A 20,796-nucleotide genomic window follows, 5' to 3' on the forward strand; every position below is an offset into this window, starting at 1 on the left:
CTCATGATATGTTCATGGGCTGACTTGTAAGTTTCTCAGATAGGAACTGCTCGAAAGAAGAACCCTTCATTTCAGTTAATCTCCAGTTTGGTGTGGCTGGCCATGGCTAGTTTCATCTCATCTGCGTCGGGAGCTCGATTGAAAACCAATGCGAAGGCCTTGGTGACGGTTTCTTCGTCCAGGGGTGTGTTTAGCTCTGTAACGATCCTCTCACCGATGGACGTCACCTCCTCTTTGTTGGAGCAAGCCAAAAGGTCCCTGGTGATTTCCAAGTGCGTTTCAAGCAGTTCCTCGGTGGGGAGGCCATTCTCGTCAAGCTGAAAATGGGATCCGACAATGGGGGCCGACAATATTTGGCCTTGATCACTGATTCTGGACGTGACGGCAATAACCGTAACCGTTTGCCTTGCTCCACCTTCTATACCGGCCTTGGATTTGCGTCCGAAAAAATCATTAAAACGCATCTGAGACCATACGATGGGCTCCAGATCGTCTTTGATGATGACGAAATCGGTGGTGGGGGCTTTATGCTTTTTTTGGAGCATAAGAACGAGCATATCCTTGCTCAGAAATTCTGTGATAAAGTGCTCAAGCACATCCTCACCAGGCTCCCAGTTCCATCGGGATCTGTATTTGACGTCAAGCTCTTGGAGTTTTTGATCATTTTCTTTTAATTCCACGGCTTCGGCCAGAAATGAGAGAATATCAGGGTGTAAACCACCCTTTTCATCAAACTCTATAAGGCCACAACTCACATCGGGCGTATTCGGGCCATCAGCTTCTGCCGAAATATGGATGGCGGCAGCTTTCTTGCCCGCAAATTGGGTCAAATTTATTCCACCGGGAGCAAGGGCCCCTCGAGAGAGAAGGTCGGGACCTGGCAGTTTAAGGGCGTCGGAAGTATTTTCGGGGTCGAAAATGTAATTGATTTCGTAGTTCATGGATATTTCCTCCAATAAATTGTGGCGATGTGCCTATGGGCTTGGTCGCCAAAGTTAATCTGAATTTATAGTGGTTATTTACGAAAAGGGGCCCTGCGTTTGGGACAATGGGTAGCAAACAAAGATAGAGCAATGAGAAAAAACCATCAGCAGGCATGTCAAAAAACGCTATTTCAACCCGTGAGTTGATATATTGGGGCTGAATTGGGAGTGCTCACAGGGCTCGGAAAGGATTGGGGTATCGCTTCGAAGCGGCCTTTATCGCTTGTAAAAGATATCTGGAATTTCTTTATATTGTCTTTGTGCTTGAGCGGGGGTGGGGGGGGGCATACAATTCGTCTTACACCTCTCATGACGCTGCTGGTCGGTTCTTTCCTCGACATGTCCGAGGGCTTTACGCATGGATACAGGATCCAATTTCAAGGCACAGCCTCCTGAGCTTGCGACAATGTCCCGATACACGGAGTTTGCGTCAAGGCAATTTCCGAAGATCTCTGCCCACTTGCATTTTTTTGCACATTTATTGAGGTCAATGTTGTCGAGATTGTCGCCTTGTGTGTCGATGCAATGTGGGCAGAGCTCGCTGTCGTTGACCATGCGGCCTGATGTTCCCGCATCAATAGACAGCATGAAGTCGATGGATGCGTTTACCACTTTGATAACCTTTTCAGCTCGTGATTTGTCCCAACCCAAAATATCCAGGAGAATCCTTTCGTCAGAGAATTCATCTCGGTCAAGAGCATCTGCCTTGTAGTTCATAAGGTTAACGATTTTTTGATTTTGTGAGTTCATCCTAAGCCCCTATAAATCTGAGTATTCGAAATATCCGATGTCGCTGGTACTGCCCGCTTTTTGTTTGTTTACATGTCGTGCTTTATGATGGCGTTATTGATTGACAACTCATTGCAAAAATTCACTTCCCCTGGCCTTCTGAAATGCAGGGCGATACCCTTGCGCGTTTGGAACGATTCGTTTGTATCAGGTATGATTTGTACGGTGGGGGTTAAGCATTTGACAAATTAAGAGAAGGTTTTGAGGGGCGTTACCATTGACGTGAAGGTGGAACCGAGAGCGCCCTTTGCTTCCGTAGAAACAGGCCTTTTCACTCAACTTTTTTCAATCCCTTAAGGGAAACGCCGCTTCTCTGGAGGTGTGATAATATAGTCGGCTTCTTGCAGGCAGAGTTCGAAGTGCCTTAAGGCTTTCCGGACATCGACGGGAACATATTTTGTTGGTCCCTGGATGGCATACTGAAAGACATGGCGCCGTTCATTCAGGGGTAACTTCAGTAACATCGTCTCAATATCAACCGCAACCAGAACCTCTTCCTGAATTCTATCTATGTTGTAGCCTTCTCCGGGCCTGGACATACACTTTTCAATCTCACCGTGCTGAACGGCATGCTTAAATCGTATGTCAGAAGCCACGGCAGCTACTGCATCATCAATTGACATTTCCTTGGAGCAGGCCAAGGTCTCAGCGATGGCATGTTCATTAAGGAACAGGTTTATATCGATCTTTTTGACGGTTAGATACCAGATCATGGCATCTTGACCACTTGCGAATTTCATATCATTTTAACTCCTTTTATCTGTTTATCTATGGAAACGCTGGCAGACTGATTTCGATAAGATGACATCATGGGTTTTGGCTTTGATGCATCGGCAAGCACTTTCAGGCTTTTTAATGGATTGTGGTTTGAACGCCTGAATGATGATGTCTGATATCGGACGGGGGAATTCAATCGCAGGCCTGTCCGGCCTATAAGTATTCAGCTGGTTTTTTGAGGGTTTTGTTTGGACTTGAATTTTTGAAGGGAAAGAATAACGACTTCAGAGTCTATCATGATGGTGTCGCTTGATTCCCAATCACAAATCGAACAACGGGTATATTGGCCTTGAATCGTATGGCTCTTTCCGACCACCAAGCCGATGAGTTTGGCGCAGTCAAGACAAACGGGCCTCAATCCCGTGTTGTGGGTGGGCATTATGACGTTCTCCCAAGAGCTTAATTAACGGCACATCACAGGTTATCGGTGGTGTGGCTGATAATGGGGTTGGCACCCCATTCATCGCATTGAAAATCGTCTTTTTGATGAAATACATTTGGATGCTCATGGCATGGCTGCGTCATTCTTCTCGACATGACACGCGCCATCGTTGTTTTTTGTCCACGATTGCTTATTGCCATCTTCATCGTAAGGGTCTTTCGGAATTTCAAGGGAGGGGAGCTTTGCCAACTCCGATTGGATGGCTGTGTCAATTGCGTTGCGATAACTTGACTGAAATCCCTGGGAGTTAGAGGTCGATGCGGTTGTTGTGAATTGTCCCAAGCGAGGGAAAAATTTAACCCGGTTGAATACAGGGACATCTCGCAGGCATGCCTCGATATAGTTAAGTCGGTCCGTATCTGAGATGAAATCCAACATACTGTTTACTCGATAGTAATTCTCGGTAGAGGTCTGAATGGTCTGAGAAGAAACCATCATGCAGTGTCTGCAGGTCTGGTGGGTATTACTCTCTGTGCTCTTTTCAAGCTGCTCTTGCTGGAAGCCAAGCTTCCGGGCGCAATCCAGGCAAATGGTTACATCGCTTTTGGGGGGCATATTTAGTCCTCGGTCTACGGCGTTAAAAGTGATTGTGTTTCGATTTATACGTGGCCAGTAATTTTGTGTCAACACTTTTTCAACTAATTAGTTGAAAAAGTGTTGAGGCATTGCGCGGAGCTGCTCGTTTCAACTGTATGATAGAATGTTCTGGCGAATAGAGTGCGCTTTCATTTCACTGCTGCTGTAGTCTGTTATTCCAACACATAAAGCACATGCACAAGGGCGGCCGATGTGATTTCAATTGGCCTTGGCTGTCAGGTAATGCAAGCACATCTTCGATGTGTTCGAAGGGCTGTGTAGGAAGGGAGGGGCATGCAAAAGAGTACACTTCATGTGTTGTCAGGTTTTTTCAATAGAAGGGATTTGAGATTTTTGAAATCGGATAAGCGGTCCAAGGAGTTGCTGGGCTTGTGGGGATTGTTTCCGTGCAGGCTGATATCATCGGCCCTTTGCTGAGCAAGCAGGTTCCCAGGAGGGCGGTGCGTGGGCCGGTATGTGAGTAGGGTTTGCGGGTGGGGCATGCACAATTGGAAAAAGGGCCGGGAAGATTCAACTGCTGACGGTGTGCTGTAAGGGGCTTGAGGGGCGGCGTTTAAGGAGCCGGTCTCAGCAAAGACTTTTCAATGGGCTTGATTTATGTTGGTTCAGGACGTGAGGCAAGCCTGACAAAGAAGAACCCTTTGGATGGGGTTTTCTCGGGTCATCTCAAATAGTTTTCAAATTATGTTTGCTCAACAATTCAGATGGTTGTCCGCCGGAGGATTGGCCTCACGTCCCTTTACCGCATTGCCGGCATGTTCCCCTCTCGGGTATGCTCAAAGAAATCTTTGATGTACAGAATGTGCTCGGCCATGGCGGCGTAGGCGTTGCCGCTGTCGCGCCGTGCGATGGCCTCAAGGATGCGGCGGTGCTGGGTGAGGATCTCTTCGGTGCGGTCGGGCATGTCAAAGAAGCGTTTCAGGCTTTCGTTGATGCCGTAGAAGATGAAGTCGTGGAAGTACTTCATCATGTGGACCTGCAGGGGGTTTCTCGTGGCGTGGGCGATGGCCATGTGGAAGTGGGCGTCTTCGTCGGTGCCCACCCGCCCTTCGGCGATGGCTTCCTCCATGGTGGCGATGCTTTTCTCCATGGTGCGGATGTCGTCCAGGGTCGCCTTTTCCGCAGCCAGGGCCGCGCCGTTGCACTCCAGGCCCATGCGCACCTCCAGGAGGTCCGTGATGGTGGCGTTGTGGGAGGCCATGAGGTCCATGATGGGGTTGTCCTGAACCGACCCGAGGCCTCGGACAAAGGTTCCCTGGCCCTGTCGCTGATCCACCAGTCCCATGGCCACGAGCTTGTTCAGGGCCTCCCGCACCGAGTTGCGGCTCACGCCCATCTCTTTCATGAGCTCCCGCTCGGGCATGATTTTCTCCCCCGGCTTCAGGTCTCCACGGAAAATGAGGTCACGGATCTGTTCAAAGACCTGGTCGGCAACGCGTTTGGGTTTGACAGGGGCCAGATGGCTGTTCATGGGGTCGGGTCCTTTGCTTGGAGAACGTCTGATATAAAGCCGTGCCGTTTTTTGCGTCCCGGGTGCTCTGCAGGGCCCGGGGGCGATGATCCGCCATTCGTTATCACGAAGGCGGATTTTTTGTGTGGGGTTTTTTGGCCTCGAAATGGTCGTACCTTTTTGCTGAACCCCTTCTGACTTGGTGTTTTATCAAAATCCTCACCGGGAATCAAAACAAATCAGGCGTGGCTTGTTCAGGGTATGGCGGTGTATTTCCTGTGGGTTTTGGATTTTTTCTTGACAGGCGGGCAACGTGTGCTTCATATTGGTACTACCAATTTTTGGTAGTACCAATGACGACATGGTGGCAACCCCAGGCCCGTGACCAGCTTCCACACGCGGAAGAGATCCGGGGGGAAAGAGGGCTTCGGGCCGTTGCCATGCCATCAGGACAATGCCTTTGAAACGAACGCTGTTCAGCAGGCTGTTCGGCGCGTTAGGCGCCGATGGGTGTTTGAAGGGACGACGACGTCCCGATTCGTTTCAGGCGGTAACGAAGGATGCCTGGTTCCAGGCGTTTTAAGGCGGCGGCCTCCGGGGTAACGGAGGGCGCACGTGTCAGGGGCCCCACATAAGCGGGGCGGTCCGGGCCGAGGCATCCACAAGCAAGGAGGGCAACGTGAGTCAGGGTGAGATTCTTGAATCCATGAAAGCGGGGGCGGAGAAGGTGGCTGCGGTTGTGGCGCCGGCTGCATCCCTTGATGAGGCGATAACCTACGCGGTCAACTTGACGGCGGAGGAGGGCGGCACCACCATGGCGGCCCCGGGCATGGTGGGTGCAGCGCGTGAGGCCCTGGCCTCAGCCTGCGCCGAAAAGGGGATTGTCCTTCTGGAGTCCCCCCTGCGGGCCCACATGAACGGGATCCACACGGCCTTTACCTGGGCGGACCGGGGCATTGCCGACACCGGTACCCTGGTGCTCAACTCCGATTCCGAGGAGCTTCGCCTGGCCACCATGCTCAGCGAAACCCATGTGGCGGTCCTTCCCACGGACAAGGTGGTCCCGGACATGGACGCCCTGGAGGGGTACATGAGCGATCATTTCAAAAAGGGCGCGGGGTACGTGGCGTTTATCACCGGGCCCAGCCGCACCGCGGACATCGAGAGGATCCTCACCATCGGGGTGCACGGGCCTGAACGACTTCATATTTTGTTGGCAGACCTTGCGGACGGAGGTGACAAATGATCCATACCCCTGAAACCGATAAAGCCTTTAAAAAGCAGATCAAGGAGTCCCTGGACAAGGACTTCATGCGCAAGACCCTCAACACCTTTTCCGTGGCCTACCGCCAGTCCCGCGCCAACGCCTTTGCCGAGCTCGACCTTGACGGGTTGCGAAACGACGTGGCCTGCATGAAGGACGAGGGCATCCCCCATCTCTCCGAGCTTTTTGATGCCTTCAAGAAAAACGCCGAGGCCGCAGGTACCGTGATCCATGTGGCCCGGGATGCCGACGAGGCCAACCGGATCATCGCCGAGATCGCCAAAGAGAACAACGTCAAGAGCATCGTCAAGTCCAAGTCCATGACAGCGGAAGAGACCTTCCTCAACGACCATCTGGAAAAGGACGGCTACGAGGTGGTGGAGACCGACCTCGGAGAGTGGATCATCCAGATGCGCCACGAAGGCCCCTCCCACATGGTGATGCCCGCCATCCACCTCTCCCGGTATCAGGTGGGGGAACTCTTTTCCGGTGTTACCGCCAGAAAGCAGGACCCCGAGGACATCGAGGGTCTGGTGAAGGTGGCCCGCAAGGAGCTGCGTCCCAAGTTTATCAACGCGGACATGGGGGTTTCCGGGGGGAACTTTGCCATCGCAGATACCGGGGCCATCGGCCTGGTGACCAACGAGGGCAACGCCCGTCTCACCACCACCCTGCCCAGGGTCCACGTGGCCCTCATGGGCTTTGACAAGCTGGTGCCGGACATGGCTGCCGCCATGAAGATCCTGAAGATCCTTCCCCGAAACGCAACGGGCCAGGCCCTTACCTCCTACGTCACCTGGATCAAGGGCACCAACGAGTGCGCCACCGGGCCTTCAGGGCGCAAGGTCCAGCATATCGTTTTTCTGGACAACGGCCGCTTGGAGCTGGCCAAGGACCCGATCTTTGCCGAGGCCCTCCGGTGTATTCGGTGCGGGGCCTGTGCCAACGTCTGCCCCATCTACCGCATGGTGGGGGGGCACACCTTCGGGCATGTGTATATCGGTGCCATCGGCCTGATCCTCACGCCCTTTTTCCACGGCAAGGAAAAAGCCCGGGAGATCGTGAAGTGCTGCCTCAACTGTCAGTCCTGCAAGAGCGTCTGCCCGTCCAAGATCGATCTGCCCTACCTTATTAAGAACGTGTACGCCAAGGTTCAGGACGAAGACGGCAAAAAGCCCTTCAAGACCCGCATGACTTCCATGCTCCTGAAAAACCGTCGGCTGTTCCATGCTGCCCTGAAGACCGCCTCCAAGATCCAGGGACCGGCCACCGAAGGACCTTACATCCGCCATCTGCCCACCTTTCTCATGGGAGAGCACAACTTCAGGCGCCTTCCGGCCATTGCCGACCGTTCCCTTCGGGACGACTGGAAAAAGGTGAAACCCAAGGTAACCAAACCCGCTCTGAAGGTGGCCCTTTTCGGGGGCTGCGCCGGGGATTTCATCTACCCCGAGCACGGCAAGGCCTTTGCCAGGCTCTGCGAGGCGTACAACATCGCCGTGGACTACCCCATGGACCAGACCTGCTGCGGCCTTCCCACCATGATGATGGCCCAGATGGACACGGCCAAGGAGATCGCCGCCCAGAACGTGAAGGCGTTTCATGCGGGCAACTACGACTACATCGTGACCCTGTGCGCCTCCTGTGGTTCCCATATCAAGGAGAACTTTCCCAAGCTTCTGACAACCGAGGGGGCGGTGCCAGTCGATGTCCAGGCCATGGCCGACAAGCTCATCGACTTCAGCTCCTTTATGAACGACGTGGTCAAAGTAAAGGCCGAAGACTTCATGAACCTGGGACGCAAGGTGACCTACCACTATCCCTGTCACCTGGTGCGGGGACTGGATGTCACCGAGGCGCCCATGGCCCTTCTTGAGAAGGCCGGGGTAAACTTTACGGAGTGCGACGAAAGCCAGGTCTGCTGCGGTTTTTCCGGGTCCTTTTCCGTGGATTTCCCCATGATCTCCAAGAACATGCTGGCCCACAAGCTGGACAACGTGGAAGCCACCCAGGCAACCACCCTGGTCACGGACTGCCCGGGGTGCGTGCTCCAGCTCAAAGGCGGCATCAAGGCACGGGGCATGAACGTCACCGTCAAGCACATGGCCGAGGTGCTGCTGGAAGAAAAGAAATAAGCAGAGGATCCGGGCACGAACGTGCCCGGTGATCCCCTGGTTTATCACTCGACTGTTCAGCTTATGCCCCCGGCGGGTCGCTTTATAAAAAAAGATCCGAAAAAAAATTTTTCAGGAACATGCCGTCATTGTTTCGGAGAAACCCGGAAAAAAGCCATTTACGACCTGTTTGTCAAACGTATTAAGCGGTTGGCCCCCCAAGGGAAGGGGGCGCTGAAAAAAGACCCATCACATTTGATTGTTCTGACCTCGCCCGCCCCGGTGTTGACGACCATAGCCCCCTCCCACAGGAACATGGTGTCACCGGGGCGGGTTTTTTTTATCCACCCCAGAGGGGAGCCGGCCCAAAGGGTCCTTTCCCCGGAACGGGGCCTTCCTTTTTTCCATACGCGGGGTTCGAAAAATCGGACTTTTCCCGCTGAATCAAAGATGTTAAAAATGGAGGATGTGTGATTAACGTCCCGGTTATATACGGATATATTTCTGCGGCCCTTCTTCCGGCGTTCAAAAGGCGAAACGCCCCCGGAAAAGCCCGTTGCGGCCGGTAACGTGGATCATTTGATGCCGTTTCGTTCACAGGGTGTATGGCCATCGGTCATGGCGTCCATGGTGCTCACCGCGGGATACGCAACGGACGGCTGTTTCGCGTGGATAACAGTCCCCGGGGCGACCCAACCGGGCCTTGGGGACCAAAAAACGTGTTTTGGCAAAAATGATTTTCCTTTCGTTTCAACCACAAGGTTCCTCCTCTCCTGACGCTAACCTCCTCTTGAAATAGCCTTTTTTGGGCGTCGTTTTTTAAAGGTACATTCTGCTTGATCACGGGATCCGAGCAGGTAAGCGTTGTTTGCTTGAAATTGTGGCACGACTTTTGTATGTTTCCCGGGTTGTCGAAAACCGCCCCTGCGGGCGTAATGCCAAAACACCAGAACATTTTTCACCTTCTTTCCTTATATGAAAAATTCCACTCCGCATGGGTGGTTTTCGACTTCTCATAATGCCCATATCAATCAACTGCCTGGTTTTTCAGGCGGTTTTTTCTGATTGGTCCGGGAGCCGGAGGCAGAGATTTTGTTTTTTGTGCCAACCGGCAGCACCGACACAGGCAACACACTCCGTTTGCGTTAACTCAGGCGGGGTTCATATAACAACGACGTGCATCCGTCCGTCCCCTTCGGGGCGGTGCAGCCGGCGGACCGCACCAGCCAGGGCTGCGGCATGAGAACAAACAAAGACAAGGGAGTCTTCTTGTGAATCAGACGAAACAGTTTAAAAAGACGATTGACGGTAACACGGCAGCGGCCCATGTGGCCTATGCCCTGAGCGACGTGGCGGCCATCTATCCGATCACCCCCTCTACTCCCATCGGCGAGAACGCCGATGTGTGGGCTGCCGGCGGTAAGAAGAACGCCTTCGGCGAAACCCTCACCATCAAGGAGATGCAGTCCGAAGCCGGTGCGGCGGGCGCGGTTCACGGTGCCATTGCAGCCGGTGCGCTGACCAGTACCTTCACCGCTTCCCAGGGCCTCCTGCTGATGATCCCCAACATGTACAAGATCGCCGGTGAGCTTCTCCCCTGCGTCTTCCATGTTACGGCCCGCGCCCTGGCTTCACACGCTCTCTCCATCTTCGGAGACCACCAGGACGTCATGGCTACCCGTCAGACCGGTTTTGCCATGCTCTGCTCCAACTCTGTCCAGGAAGCCCACGACATGGCCCTGGTGGCCCACCTGGCCACCATCGAAGGCCGCGTGCCCTTCCTCCACTTCTTCGACGGCTTCCGTACCTCCCACGAGATCCAGAAGATCGACGTGCTGGAGTACGACGCCATTAAAGAGATGGTGAACATGGACGCCGTTCAGGAGTTCAAGGCCAACTCCATGAACCCCGAGCACCCCGAGATCCGCGGCACCGCCCAGAACCCCGACATCTACTTCCAGGGCTGCGAAGCTGCCAACCTCTACTACGATGCCATCCCCGCCATCGTCACCGACTACATGGACAAGGTGTACGAGGCCACCGGCCGTAAGTACCGTCCCTTCGACTACGTGGGTCACCCCGAAGCCGAGCGTGTCATCGTGGCCATGGGCTCTGCCTGTGAGACCATCGAAGAGACCATCGACCACCTCTCTGCCCAGGGCGAGCGCATCGGTCTGGTCAAGGTTCGTCTTTACCGCCCCTTTGTCACCGAAGCCTTCCTCAACGTGCTGCCCGCCACCTGCGACCGCATCACCGTTCTGGACCGTACCAAAGAGCGCGGCGCCATCGGCGATCCCCTCTACCTCGACGTCTGCACCGCTTTCATGGAGAGCAACGTCCTGACTCCCCAGATCACCGCTGGCCGTTACGGCCTGGGTTCCAAGGAGTTCACCCCCTCCATGGTGAAGGCTGTCTACGACAACATGAAGGCCACTTCACCCAAGAACCACTTCACCGTGGGCATCAAAGACGACGTTACCTACACCTCCCTTGACGTGGTGGACGAGATCCACCCCGATGCCGAGGGCACGGTTCAGACCAAGTTCTGGGGCCTCGGTTCCGACGGTACTGTCGGCGCCAACAAGAGCGCCATCAAAATCATCGGGGACAACACCGAGAAGTTCGCCCAGGGCTACTTCTCTTACGACTCCAAGAAGTCCGGCGGCATCACCGTGTCTCACCTGCGTTTCGGTGACACCCCCATCCGCTCCACCTACCTGGTTACCGCCCCCGACTACGTGGGCTGCCACGTACCCGCGTACGTGAACCAGTACGACGTCCTCGAAGGAATCAAAGAGGGCGGCACCTTTGTGCTGAACTCTTCCTGGAGCGCCGACGAGATGGAGACCCGTCTCCCCGGCAGCATGAAGCGTACCCTGGCCACCAAGAAGATCAAGTTCTACACCATCGACGCCGTGAAGATCGCCGGTGAAGTGGGCCTGCGCAACCGCATCAACATGGTTATGCAGACCGCCTTCTTCAAGCTGGCCAACGTACTTCCCATCGATGAGGCCATCGCGTACCTCAAGGCCGACATCAAGAAGACCTACGGCAAGAAGGGCGACAAGATCGTCAACATGAACATCGAAGCCGTGGATCAGGCCATGGACAAGCTCGTGGAAGTGCCTGTTCCCGAGAGCTGGGCCGAAGCTGAGCTTGAAAAGCCCTCACAGGCTGATCTGCCCGAGTTCGTCACCGACGTGATGAAGCCCATCCTGGCCCAGAAAGGGGACACCCTGCCCGTCAGCGCCTTCGAGCCCGACGGCATTTTCCCCGTTGCCACCAGCCAGTACGAAAAACGCGGTGTGGCCATCGAGGTTCCCGAGTGGGTTGCTGAAAACTGCATCCAGTGCAACCAGTGCTCCTTTGTCTGCCCCCACGCAGCCATCCTGCCTGTGCTTGCCACCGACGAAGAGCTGGAAGGCGCACCCGAAGGCTTCTCCACCCTGCCCGCCATCGGCAAGGAGCTCAAAGGCAAGTACAAGTTCCGTATTCAGGTCAACACCCTGGACTGCCTGGGTTGCGGCAACTGCGCAGACATCTGCCCTGCCAAGACCCCTGCTCTGGTCATGAAGCCCCTGGCTACCCAGACCGCCGTTGAGGTACCCAACCACGAGTTCTCCGAGACCATCGAGTTCAAGGATGAGGTCATGCCCAAGACAAGCGTCAAAGGCAGCCAGCTTCAGAAACCCCTCCTTGAGTTCTCCGGTGCATGCTCCGGTTGTGGTGAGACTCCCTACGTCAAGCTCATCACCCAGCTCTTCGGGGACCGCATGTTCGTGGCCAATGCCACCGGTTGCTCCTCCATCTGGGCTGCTTCTGCTCCCTCGTCTCCCTACTGTGTCAACAAGGACGGTTTCGGTCCCACCTGGGGCAACTCCCTCTTTGAGGACGCTGCAGAGTACGGTTACGGCAAGCAGGTGGCCATTACCCATCGCCGCAACGCCCTGAAGAACCAGATCCTGGCTGCCATGGAACTTGAGATCTCCGACGAGCTCAAGGCCGCCATGGGCGAATGGGTCGAGAACATGAACGACGCCGAAGGCTCCAAGAAGGCCGGTCAGACCATGGAAGCCCTCCTGGTTGTCGAGCCCCTGGAAGACGAGCTGATCGATCAGATCGCGGCTCAGGCCGACCTCTTCACCAAGAAGTCCTTCTGGGTCTTCGGCGGTGACGGCTGGGCATACGACATCGGTTTCGGCGGCGTGGACCACGTCCTGGCCTCCGGCGAAGACATCAACATCTTCGTTATGGATACCGAGGTTTACTCCAACACCGGCGGTCAGTGCTCCAAGGCTACCCCCACCGGTTCCATCGCCAAGTTCGCAGCCTCCGGCAAGAAGGTCTCCAAAAAAGACCTCGGCGCCATCGCCATGAGCTACGGTTACGTCTACGTGGCCTACATCTCCATGGGCGCCAACAAGCAGCAGACCCTGAAGGCCCTGCTGGAAGCCGAAGCTTACCCCGGTCCCTCACTGGTCATCGCTTATGCTCCGTGCATCAACCACGGCATCAAGAAAGGCATGGGCAAAACCCAGGAAGAGTCCAAGCTGGCTGTTGAGTGCGGCTACTGGCCCCTGTACAGGTACAACCCCCTCCTCAAAGACGAAGGCAAGAACCCCTTCATCTTCGAGTCCAAAGAGCCCAACGGCACCATCCAGGAGTTCCTGGGCGGTGAGAACCGTTACGCAGCCCTGGAAAAGAGCTTCCCCGAAGAGTCCAAAGCCCTTCGTGCGAAGATCGAAGATGACATGCTCAAGAAGTACGAAATGTACAAGCACCTCGCTGAGCGTGACATGGGCGGCGAGTAGGCCCCCGGTGAGCTGACACCGTAAAAAACGAAAAAAACGCGCATCACCTGATGCGCGTCGAATAAAAAAAAAGCCGCCCTTTCCGGATTATTTGGAAAGGGCGGCTTTTTTGTTTTTGAAAAGGCGGTGGCTAACCCAAGGCCCGGGATCAGAGGTTGGCTGTGGTCAGCAGGTCTTCAAAGGCTTTCTGGCTCTTGGTCACCTGGCCCTTGAAGGTCTCGCGGCCCTGCTTGCATGCATCGAACCCGCTCTTGACGATCTTTTTGGCCGGCTCGGGGAAGAGGGGGTTGTCGCCGATGAGCCGGAGGGTGACCTCTTCCGCCTGCTCCTGGAATGAGCCCATGGCGTTGTAAGCATTTTCAAAACCGTTTTTGTTGAACTCGTAGGCCTTGCGGATAAAACTGGTGGTCTCACTCATGCTGCACCTCCGTAATATGGATGGGTTAAGGGAAGGTTATGTTGGGTAAGGCAGGTTTGTAACGTTCGAGTATTGTTTCGATAAACAATGTAACTCAATATGCACCCGTGTCAAGCGTAAAAATGTTGCAATGCAGCATAATGAGGGGCAGGCCATGTGGAATGCCCCGGGGGACGGGTGTTTTGACGCAAGGGCGGCTGCACGAAAAAAAAACAGGGGCAACGGTGCGGGTGGGGTAAGGCGGCCATGGGGAGGGTGGGGACCGGGGGCCCGGAAAAGGCCCCCGGTGAGCTTGGGGCAAAGGGGAGGGACGGGCGCGTATCAGACGTGGTAATCCACCACCCGGCGCTCGCTCATCACCTGCTGGATAAAGGCCACGACCCGCTGGTGCTCGGGGTGGTTGGCGTAGCGGTCCAGGGCCTCTTCATCGTCGAACTCGGAGTAGAGGCAGATGTGGGCGGTCTGACTCCCGGAGAAGATGTTGATCCCCACCTCAAAGGCTCGGATCTCGTCGATCTTGCCCACCAGGGCGTCGAGCATGGTTTTGAGCTTTTCTGCGTTCTCCGCGGCGCTGGCGCCTTTGGCTTCGTCCTTGAGTTTGAGCATCACAATATGTTTGAGCATGGTTCCTCCTTCTAAAAAAACGGGTGCGCGACCCGTCCGGTTGTGCGTTGGAACCATTCCCGCCTGGCGTCCCGGCAAGAATGGCAGGGCGTCTGTTCATGACCCGTGGGGTATAGCACTTTTGGGTACCAAAAAAAAAGATGAAGCCCGGCATCAACCGCTGGACGCCAAGGGGATGGGCCGAAGGGAGATGCCGGGCTTCAGGTTCCCCGGCTGAAGGGAACCCACGGAAGACAGGATGTCGGTTTTCAGTGACGATGGTTAAAGGCTCCCTGTAAAAGAGCCGTGTTGTTCGGTTCTTGTGTCCCGCCGTGCTCATGGTGCGGCGATTGAGGGCCCGGGCTGCCGAATGCAGATCGGCCATCGGAGGTGCTGCACGGGAAGACGGCTGAGGGTTGGGACGCTGCGCATGGGGTTCGAAGGGAGATTGATGGGGGGGACCCGGACGGGTCCCCCCCATCAGACGCAGTTTTGGAGTATTTCTGTGTAACACTGTTAAACCCAGCAGGAGAAAGAGAATCTAACAGGTTGTCTTTGTTAATATACAAATATTATGCCATGCACAATAGAAAAGTGTAACGCGTTGATAGGTAAGGTGTTGGGAGTATGGCGCTTCCGGCGTACCAGAAAAACCGGGGCCCTTTCCGCCGCATCTTATGAAAAATAGGACCGAAAGTCCGAAATTCAGAACTCCGTCCGAAAGGGAAACAGTGGTTTCTCTCCTGGCTAGGGTATTGCCCCTTTCGGCCCGAAAAAAAGGCACTCCGTCCTGGGCCGCAGAGGCTCAACGCCTTTGAAAGCACCTGTTCAGGGGCGAAGGTACCCTGACAGCCGCGGTGCTCAGCCCTGCCACGGGGGCTTAATCCGAGGAGATGGAGATCTCCTTCTTTTTAAGAAGGGTGTAAAAATGGGACTTGGAGAGCCCCGAAATCTGCATGATTTTTTTGGCGTTTCCCCCGGTGTGGCGGATGAGCTCCCGTAGGTACTGCTCCTCCATGATACCCTTAAACTCCTTGATCTCCGGGATGCGGTTCCCGAAATGGCGGCTCACCTGGGCTTCGGTTTCCGACAGGATCCGGCTTACGGGCGGGTTGGTGTCCCCGGGGGCGGCCTCCGGGGTGCTCGCCGAGTCCCGGGTGAGGGTGGCCTTGGCCACCTTGATGCGGATGTTGCTGGGAAGGTCCATGGCATACAGGGTGGTGGTGCGCCCCGAGGTGATGAAGGCCATCTCCAGGACATTGAAGAGTTCCCGCACGTTGCCGGGCCAGTCGTAGGCGGAGAGGGTCTCGAAGAACTCGGCGTCAAAGCCCTTGTTGGGGACCCCGTACTCTTCGCAGAGGTGGTCCACAAAGAACATGGCCAGGCGCTTGATGTCCCCTTTGCGGCTTCTCAAGGGGGGCAGCTCCAGGTGAACGGCCCAGAGGCGGAAGAGGAGGTCCCTTCGGAACTGGCCCTTTTCCACCATCTCTTCCAGGTTGCGGTTGGTGGCGGCGATGAGGCGGAAGTTGCTGGTCACCTCCTGGGTCTGGCCCACGGGCCGGAACCGTTTTTCCTGGAGCACCCGCAAAAAGGAGCGCTGGATGGACAGGGGCATGTCCCCCACCTCGTCCAGGAAGAGGGTGCCGCCGTCGGCCACCTTCACCAGGCCGGTGCGGTCGGCGTCCGCTCCGGTGAAGGCCCCTTTGCGGTGTCCGAAGAGGGTGCTCTCCAAGAGGGTCTCGGTGAGGGAGGCGCAGTCCACGATGACAAAGTTGTGCCCTGCCCGGGCGCTGTTTTCGTGGATGGTCCGGGCAAAGAGCTCCTTGCCCGTGCCCGTCTCCCCGGTGATGAGCACCTGGGAGTTGGAGACGGCGGCCTTGGCCACCAGGTCAAAGCATTTGCGCATGGAGGGGCTCACCCCGATGATGTTGTCCAGGTTCAGGGCCACCGGGGTCTCGGCCTGTTTTTCCTGGCGGTACTTTAGGGCCCGGGAGAGGCTCAGGCGTGTCTGCTTGATGGAGGTGGGCTTCACCAGGTAGTCCCACACCCCGCCCTGGATGGCCAGCTCTGCGCCGTCCGGGTCCCCCTGGCCCGTGAGGATGATCACCTCGGGCTCGGATGGGGCTTTTTTGATGAGGGGCAGGGCCGTGAGCCCGTTGCCGTCGGGGAGGCGCACGTCGAGGAACACCACGTCCACGTCGTTTCCTGCAAGAAAGTCCGAGCCCGCCTTGAGGGTGTGGGCCGTGACGCAGCGGTGGTCCATCCTCCCCACCAGGCTTTCCATGGTTTCGCAGAACTCGATGTCGTCGTCGATGATGAGGATGGTGGTCATGGGATCTCCTTGGGCTGCTGATGCAGGGCGGTGTTGATGGCCTCGGACAGGCTTTGGCGGTTGTAGGGTTTGATCAGAACGCTCCGGACATTTTCCGTGCGATCCATGGAGAGGCTTTTCTGGCGGCCCGAGACGATGATGACAGGGCAGGCCGGGGCGATGTTGCAAAGCTTGGCGGCAAGGACGAAGCCGTTGTCGCCGGGCATGTCGAAGTCGGTGATCACCAGGTCCACGGCCTCGGTCTGGGCGGTGATGACGGCAAGGGCCGTGGTGGCGTCATTGGCCACCAGCACTTGGTACCCAAGGCGTTCCAGAACCCGGGGCACGGTTTGCCGCTGCTCTTCGTCGTCCTCCACGAAGAGGATGGTGCCCCTGCCCGTGGCAGGGGAGAAAGAGCGCTTGGCTGTGGGAGCATCGGGTTTCTCCGTCCTCGGCAGGTAGATGTCGAAGGTGGTTTCGATGCCGGGCAGGCTGCTGACGTGGATGCCCCCGCGGTGCCCTTTGAGTATACCATGAACCACGGCAAGGCCAAGGCCTGTTCCCACCCCCTTCTCCTTGGTGGTGAAGAAGGGGTCGAAGATCTTGTCCATGAGCTCCGAAGGGATGCCCGGGCCGTTGTCTGAGACCGTGATACGGCAGTAGTCCCCGGCCTGGATGCTGAGCAGGTCGGCCAGGTGGTCGTCCACCTCGGCCGGGGCCACGGAGACGGTGATGGTGCCGCCCCCGGTCTTCATGGCGTGGAACGAGTTGGTGCACAGGTTCATGATGATCTGGTGGAGCTGGGTGGGGGCGGCCAGACAGATGCACTCCGAGCACTTCTTGATCTCATTGAGCTCGATGTTCCCCGGAATGGTGGAGCGGAACAGAGAAAGGGCCTCGGCCACCACGTCGGTGACGTTGACGATCTGGTGCTCTTCCCGGGACGGACGGCTGAAGGCCAGGATGCGGTTGACCAGCTCGCTGCCCCGGGCGCTGGCCTTGAGGACCCGCTTGAGGTCGTCGGCGGCCATGGCCGTGGGGTCGATGTCCTCCAGGGCCAGCTCCGTGGAGTTGATGATGGAGGTCAGGATGTTGTTGAAGTCGTGGGCAATGCCCCCGGAGAGGGTGCCCAGGGCCTCCATTTTCTGGGACTGCACGAGCTGCTTTTCCAGGTTCACCTTTTTGGTGATGTCCTCGGCCGTGCCCAGGATGCCCGTAATGTGGCCGTTTTCGTCGCTCAAGGGGATCTTGTTGATCTCCAGGCACACCTCTTTTCCGTTGCGCTTTTTGATGTTGCGGCGGATCCGGTAGCGCGGGGATGCCGAGCGGATGACCGTGCGATCCACCTCGCAGGAGGTGCGGATGTCCTCGGGTTCGGCCATGAGGTCCGTGTAGGTGACGTTGACCTCTTGGGCCGGGTCCAGGTCGTAGAAGAGCTTGAAGGAGCGGTTGCCCCCCACGTACGTAAGGGAGGGGTCCTGCCAGTAAACCAGCTGGGGGATGTTGTCCAGGACGATCTGGAGCTTGTTCTTGGACTCTTTCATGGCGATCTCCGCCAGCTTTCTCTGGGTGATGTCCTCGCCGATGCCTTCGATGTGCTCCAGCTCCCCCTGCTTGTTCCTCACCAGTCCGGCGTTGAGGGACGCCCACCGTTTTTTGCCGCCGATGGTGTAGAACTCGATCTCCAGCCCCTGGATGTTGTCGCCTTTTCGGATCATCTCCCGGAGCTTTTCCCGGGTCTCCTGGGTGGCGTAGTGGTTTTCGATCTTGTCGACATGGGCCAGAGCCTCCTTTCGGCCATCGTACCCCAGCATCTGGGCAAAGGCGTTGTTGATGTTCAGGAGCCGCCCGGAGAGATCGGAGAGGAAGATGCCCTTGGTGGCGTTTTCAAAGATGCTCCGGTACCGCTCCTCGGCTTTCTGCAGGTCCCATTGCGCCTTTTTCATGTCGTTGATGTCCAGAATGGCCCCCACGAGCCCGCAGATTTCGTTTTTGGCGTTGCGGTAGGTGGCCTTGTGCAGGATCACGTGGTGGTTGTCGCTGCCGTGCTTGAAGATGCGGGAATGATACACCCGGATGTCGTTTTCCGCGGTGAGGTGGGAGTCGCTTTCATCGGAAAGGGGGGGGACTCCCTTGGGGTAGAAGAGGGCGTCGGTGTGGCCCAGGACGTCCGCTCGTGTCACCCCGAACCACTTTTCAAATTCCCGGTTCATGCCCTGGTAGTGACCGTTTAAGTCCTTGACGTAGATGGGGACGGGCACGGTCTCCATGAAGATCTCCAGAAACGAGAGCTGGTCCTTTAAGTCCTCCTCCACCCGGCGTCGCATGATGATGTTCATGACCAGGAAGATCAGCACCACAGTGAGGGTGACAAAACTCACCACCAGCACCCAGAAGAGCTCCCGGTTCAGCCGGTAAAAGGGCTGGGGCATGTTGAGAATCTCGGCCTCGTCCGGCAGGGCGGTTAAAGGGATGGAAAACTTCTTCAGCTGGTTATGGTCAAAGATCCAGCTGTACTGGGCGTCGTAGGAGACAGGAAGCTCCGAGACCGGGGTCCCGCTCAGGATCTCCAGGGCCATGTGGGCCGCTGTCTCGCCGTGGAGGCGACCGCTGGTGACACGGCCCCCCATGGTCCCCTCGCCCACCATGAATTTCCAGAAGCTGTAGATGGGGGCCCGGGAGTTTTTCTCCAGGTCGGGAACGATGTCGGCTGTACCGTAAAAGGTGCCGTCCCCTGCGCTGTACTGGGGAATGAAAAAGAAGATGGTGTCGTCGGTGGCCCCGCGGACCGTTTGAAAGAGGTTGTCCCGGTTGGCCATGTTGATGAACTCGATGTGCAGCTGCCGGTCGGCGTCGGGATAGATCTCCCGGATCTCACTGCTCACTGCCACCCCCGTGGCCGACGAGTCGGTGATCACCACGATGCGGTTGCGGGTGGGGTGAAGCTTCAGGGCGATGTCGATGTTTCCGGAGATATCCACGGATTCCGCCGCGCCGGTGATGTTCGTCTCGCCCTGGAGCAGCTCCGGGCTGTAGTTGTTGACCCCGCAGAAGACCAGGGGGACCTCCGGGAAGAGGGCCTGGCGGTGGGTGACGGCGAACCGGAAGGCGTTGTTGTCCGAGACGATGACGATATCGGGGCGGAAAAAGGTGAGCTTGTGGCGGTACAGGGCCAGCAGGGTCTCTTCCACGGCCTCGCCCCGGTACCGCTTGGAGTCCATGTACTCCACCTGCAACTCGATGGGCACGCCGCTCTCCTTGAAGACGGCCCTGATTCCTTCCAGGATCTTGTCGGACCAGGCGTATCCATTTTCATAGGAGTTGAGGATCAGCACATTGGTCTTACCGGCCAACGCCGGTGTGGCTGTCAGGAAAAGAGCCGCGGCTGCTGCCAGCCAGAGGGTAACCGTGCGAATCATGACCGTCCTCTCTCTTTTTGGATCTTGTTTTCTCAATGGTACCTTTTTTCGGAAAATCAGCGTATTATGGACAAAGCATGCCGGAAAACGCCCCACCGTACCATCCGTCCATGGGGATTCCCCCGCACCCCTTGACCCTCGCCTCTTCTTACAGAACGGAATGTTCAAGATCCATGCCAGCTGCCCCCTTTTGAGTGCCCCTTGTCGTGGCTCCCCGTGACGTGCTGTGACCGGTTTGGCAGCCCCGGCCGGGATGGGCCCGGGAACCCGGAGGCCCCTGTGCGGTGGAAAACACCGGATGTTCCTCATCACCTTACACCACCTGGCAACATGGAGAAAGGGCACCGCAACCTCCCCGGGCCGAAGGTCCGCAAAAAAGGACCTGGCCGATTCTGCCTGAAATCAGTGGCTTTTTCGAACAGAACCCGCAGATGCCTCATGGCGGCGTGCCCTTCTATCTGCCATGAATACAAGGCGATATCTCGGTTTCTCGTCAGGGATGTCCCACAGGGGAGGAGCCGGAAGCCCCGCAGGTTGCTGGCGGGGCACAGGGCGCGGGAAGTCCTTTTTTTGGAACCGGCCCACGGGTCGTAATCCCGGGAAATTGGTCAGACCGGTTTGTTTTTCGGGAAAGGGCCGGGCGTTTTTATGGGGAACACCGTTACACGCCCGGGACGATATTCAACCCCCGACCATGGCTAACGTCGCGTCGAATAAGGCGAAACAAAAAAGGGCGGGTTGTAGGCACGGAAATTGAAACTCGGGTGTGGAAGCGTTTTGTGGCTTTATCTGCATTCCTTCTCTTACGGCTCGGGGCC

Annotated in this window: 12 protein-coding genes; 3 read left to right on the forward strand and 9 right to left on the reverse strand. The window is 56.6% G+C overall.

Going from position 1 to position 20,796, the window contains the following annotated elements; translation table 11 throughout:
• Positions 1-71 precede the first annotated feature (71 nt).
• The 5 genes from MSL71_RS07525 to MSL71_RS07545 form a co-directional block, all read right to left on the reverse strand.
• On the reverse strand, positions 72-941 hold the full coding sequence (locus MSL71_RS07525; RefSeq protein ID WP_180138358.1) for a hypothetical protein: 870 nt from the start codon (positions 939-941) through the stop codon (positions 72-74).
• Between the two features lie 258 nt (positions 942-1,199).
• A complete protein-coding gene (locus MSL71_RS07530) occupies positions 1,200-1,733 on the reverse strand; it encodes a hypothetical protein (RefSeq protein ID WP_180138360.1) in 534 nt (177 codons plus the stop codon).
• 332 nt (positions 1,734-2,065) lie between these two features.
• Entirely contained in the window at positions 2,066-2,512 is a 447-nt protein-coding gene (locus MSL71_RS07535; protein WP_180138362.1) for a hypothetical protein, read from the reverse strand.
• A 542-nt stretch (positions 2,513-3,054) separates the two neighbouring features.
• Positions 3,055-3,546, reverse strand: a complete 492-nt coding sequence (locus tag MSL71_RS07540) for a hypothetical protein (RefSeq protein WP_180138364.1) — start codon at positions 3,544-3,546, stop codon at positions 3,055-3,057.
• A gap of 781 nt (positions 3,547-4,327) precedes the next feature.
• A complete protein-coding gene (locus tag MSL71_RS07545) occupies positions 4,328-5,059 on the reverse strand; it encodes a FadR/GntR family transcriptional regulator (protein ID WP_180138366.1) in 732 nt (243 codons plus the stop codon).
• 658 nt (positions 5,060-5,717) lie between these two features.
• Here MSL71_RS07545 and MSL71_RS07550 point away from each other — a divergent pair.
• The 3 genes from MSL71_RS07550 to nifJ all read left to right on the forward strand — a co-directional run bounded on the left by MSL71_RS07550 (position 5,718) and on the right by nifJ (position 13,227).
• Complete coding sequence (locus MSL71_RS07550; RefSeq protein ID WP_246317740.1) at positions 5,718-6,284, forward strand: LutC/YkgG family protein; 567 nt, start codon at positions 5,718-5,720, stop codon at positions 6,282-6,284.
• Positions 6,281-8,437, forward strand: a complete 2,157-nt coding sequence (gene ldhH / locus MSL71_RS07555; RefSeq protein WP_180138368.1) for an L-lactate dehydrogenase (quinone) large subunit LdhH — start codon at positions 6,281-6,283, stop codon at positions 8,435-8,437. Before MSL71_RS07550 ends, ldhH begins: the two co-directional genes overlap by 4 nt.
• 1,250 nt (positions 8,438-9,687) lie before the next feature.
• Positions 9,688-13,227 carry a pyruvate:ferredoxin (flavodoxin) oxidoreductase gene (gene nifJ / locus MSL71_RS07560; protein WP_180138369.1) on the forward strand — a complete coding sequence of 1,180 codons (3,540 nt, stop codon included), beginning with the start codon at positions 9,688-9,690 and terminating at the stop codon, positions 13,225-13,227.
• 148 nt (positions 13,228-13,375) lie between these two features.
• Here the strand turns inward: nifJ and MSL71_RS07565 are convergent, their stop codons facing one another.
• The 4 genes from MSL71_RS07565 to MSL71_RS07580 form a co-directional block, all read right to left on the reverse strand.
• Positions 13,376-13,645 (reverse strand): hypothetical protein, encoded by a 270-nt coding sequence (locus tag MSL71_RS07565; protein WP_180138370.1) that lies wholly within the window; start codon positions 13,643-13,645, stop codon positions 13,376-13,378.
• Positions 13,646-13,966: 321 nt separating this feature from the next.
• Entirely contained in the window at positions 13,967-14,269 is a 303-nt protein-coding gene (locus MSL71_RS07570; protein WP_180138371.1) for a Dabb family protein, read from the reverse strand.
• Positions 14,270-15,128: 859 nt separating this feature from the next.
• Positions 15,129-16,580 (reverse strand): sigma-54-dependent transcriptional regulator, encoded by a 1,452-nt coding sequence (locus tag MSL71_RS07575; protein WP_180138372.1) that lies wholly within the window; start codon positions 16,578-16,580, stop codon positions 15,129-15,131.
• Positions 16,577-19,978 (reverse strand): ABC transporter substrate binding protein, encoded by a 3,402-nt coding sequence (locus MSL71_RS07580; protein ID WP_180138373.1) that lies wholly within the window; start codon positions 19,976-19,978, stop codon positions 16,577-16,579. The genes MSL71_RS07575 and MSL71_RS07580 overlap by 4 nt, the downstream gene beginning before the upstream one ends.
• Positions 19,979-20,796: the final 818 nt, after the last annotated feature.

Origin of the sequence: Desulfoluna butyratoxydans (assembly GCF_900699765.1) — a bacterium.
Lineage (GTDB): Bacteria > Desulfobacterota > Desulfobacteria > Desulfobacterales > Desulfolunaceae > Desulfoluna > Desulfoluna butyratoxydans.

Coding starts and splice junctions, on each gene's coding strand:
- MSL71_RS07525 (WP_180138358.1), bottom strand. CDS start 941: ATGAACTACGAAATCAATTACATTTTCGACCCCGAAAATACTTCCGAC.
- MSL71_RS07530 (WP_180138360.1), bottom strand. CDS start 1,733: ATGAACTCACAAAATCAAAAAATCGTTAACCTTATGAACTACAAGGCA.
- MSL71_RS07535 (WP_180138362.1), bottom strand. CDS start 2,512: ATGAAATTCGCAAGTGGTCAAGATGCCATGATCTGGTATCTAACCGTC.
- MSL71_RS07540 (WP_180138364.1), bottom strand. CDS start 3,546: ATGCCCCCCAAAAGCGATGTAACCATTTGCCTGGATTGCGCCCGGAAG.
- MSL71_RS07545 (WP_180138366.1), bottom strand. CDS start 5,059: ATGAACAGCCATCTGGCCCCTGTCAAACCCAAACGCGTTGCCGACCAG.
- ldhH (WP_180138368.1), top strand. CDS start 6,281: ATGATCCATACCCCTGAAACCGATAAAGCCTTTAAAAAGCAGATCAAG.
- MSL71_RS07565 (WP_180138370.1), bottom strand. CDS start 13,645: ATGAGTGAGACCACCAGTTTTATCCGCAAGGCCTACGAGTTCAACAAA.
- MSL71_RS07570 (WP_180138371.1), bottom strand. CDS start 14,269: ATGCTCAAACATATTGTGATGCTCAAACTCAAGGACGAAGCCAAAGGC.
- MSL71_RS07575 (WP_180138372.1), bottom strand. CDS start 16,580: ATGACCACCATCCTCATCATCGACGACGACATCGAGTTCTGCGAAACC.
- MSL71_RS07580 (WP_180138373.1), bottom strand. CDS start 19,978: ATGATTCGCACGGTTACCCTCTGGCTGGCAGCAGCCGCGGCTCTTTTC.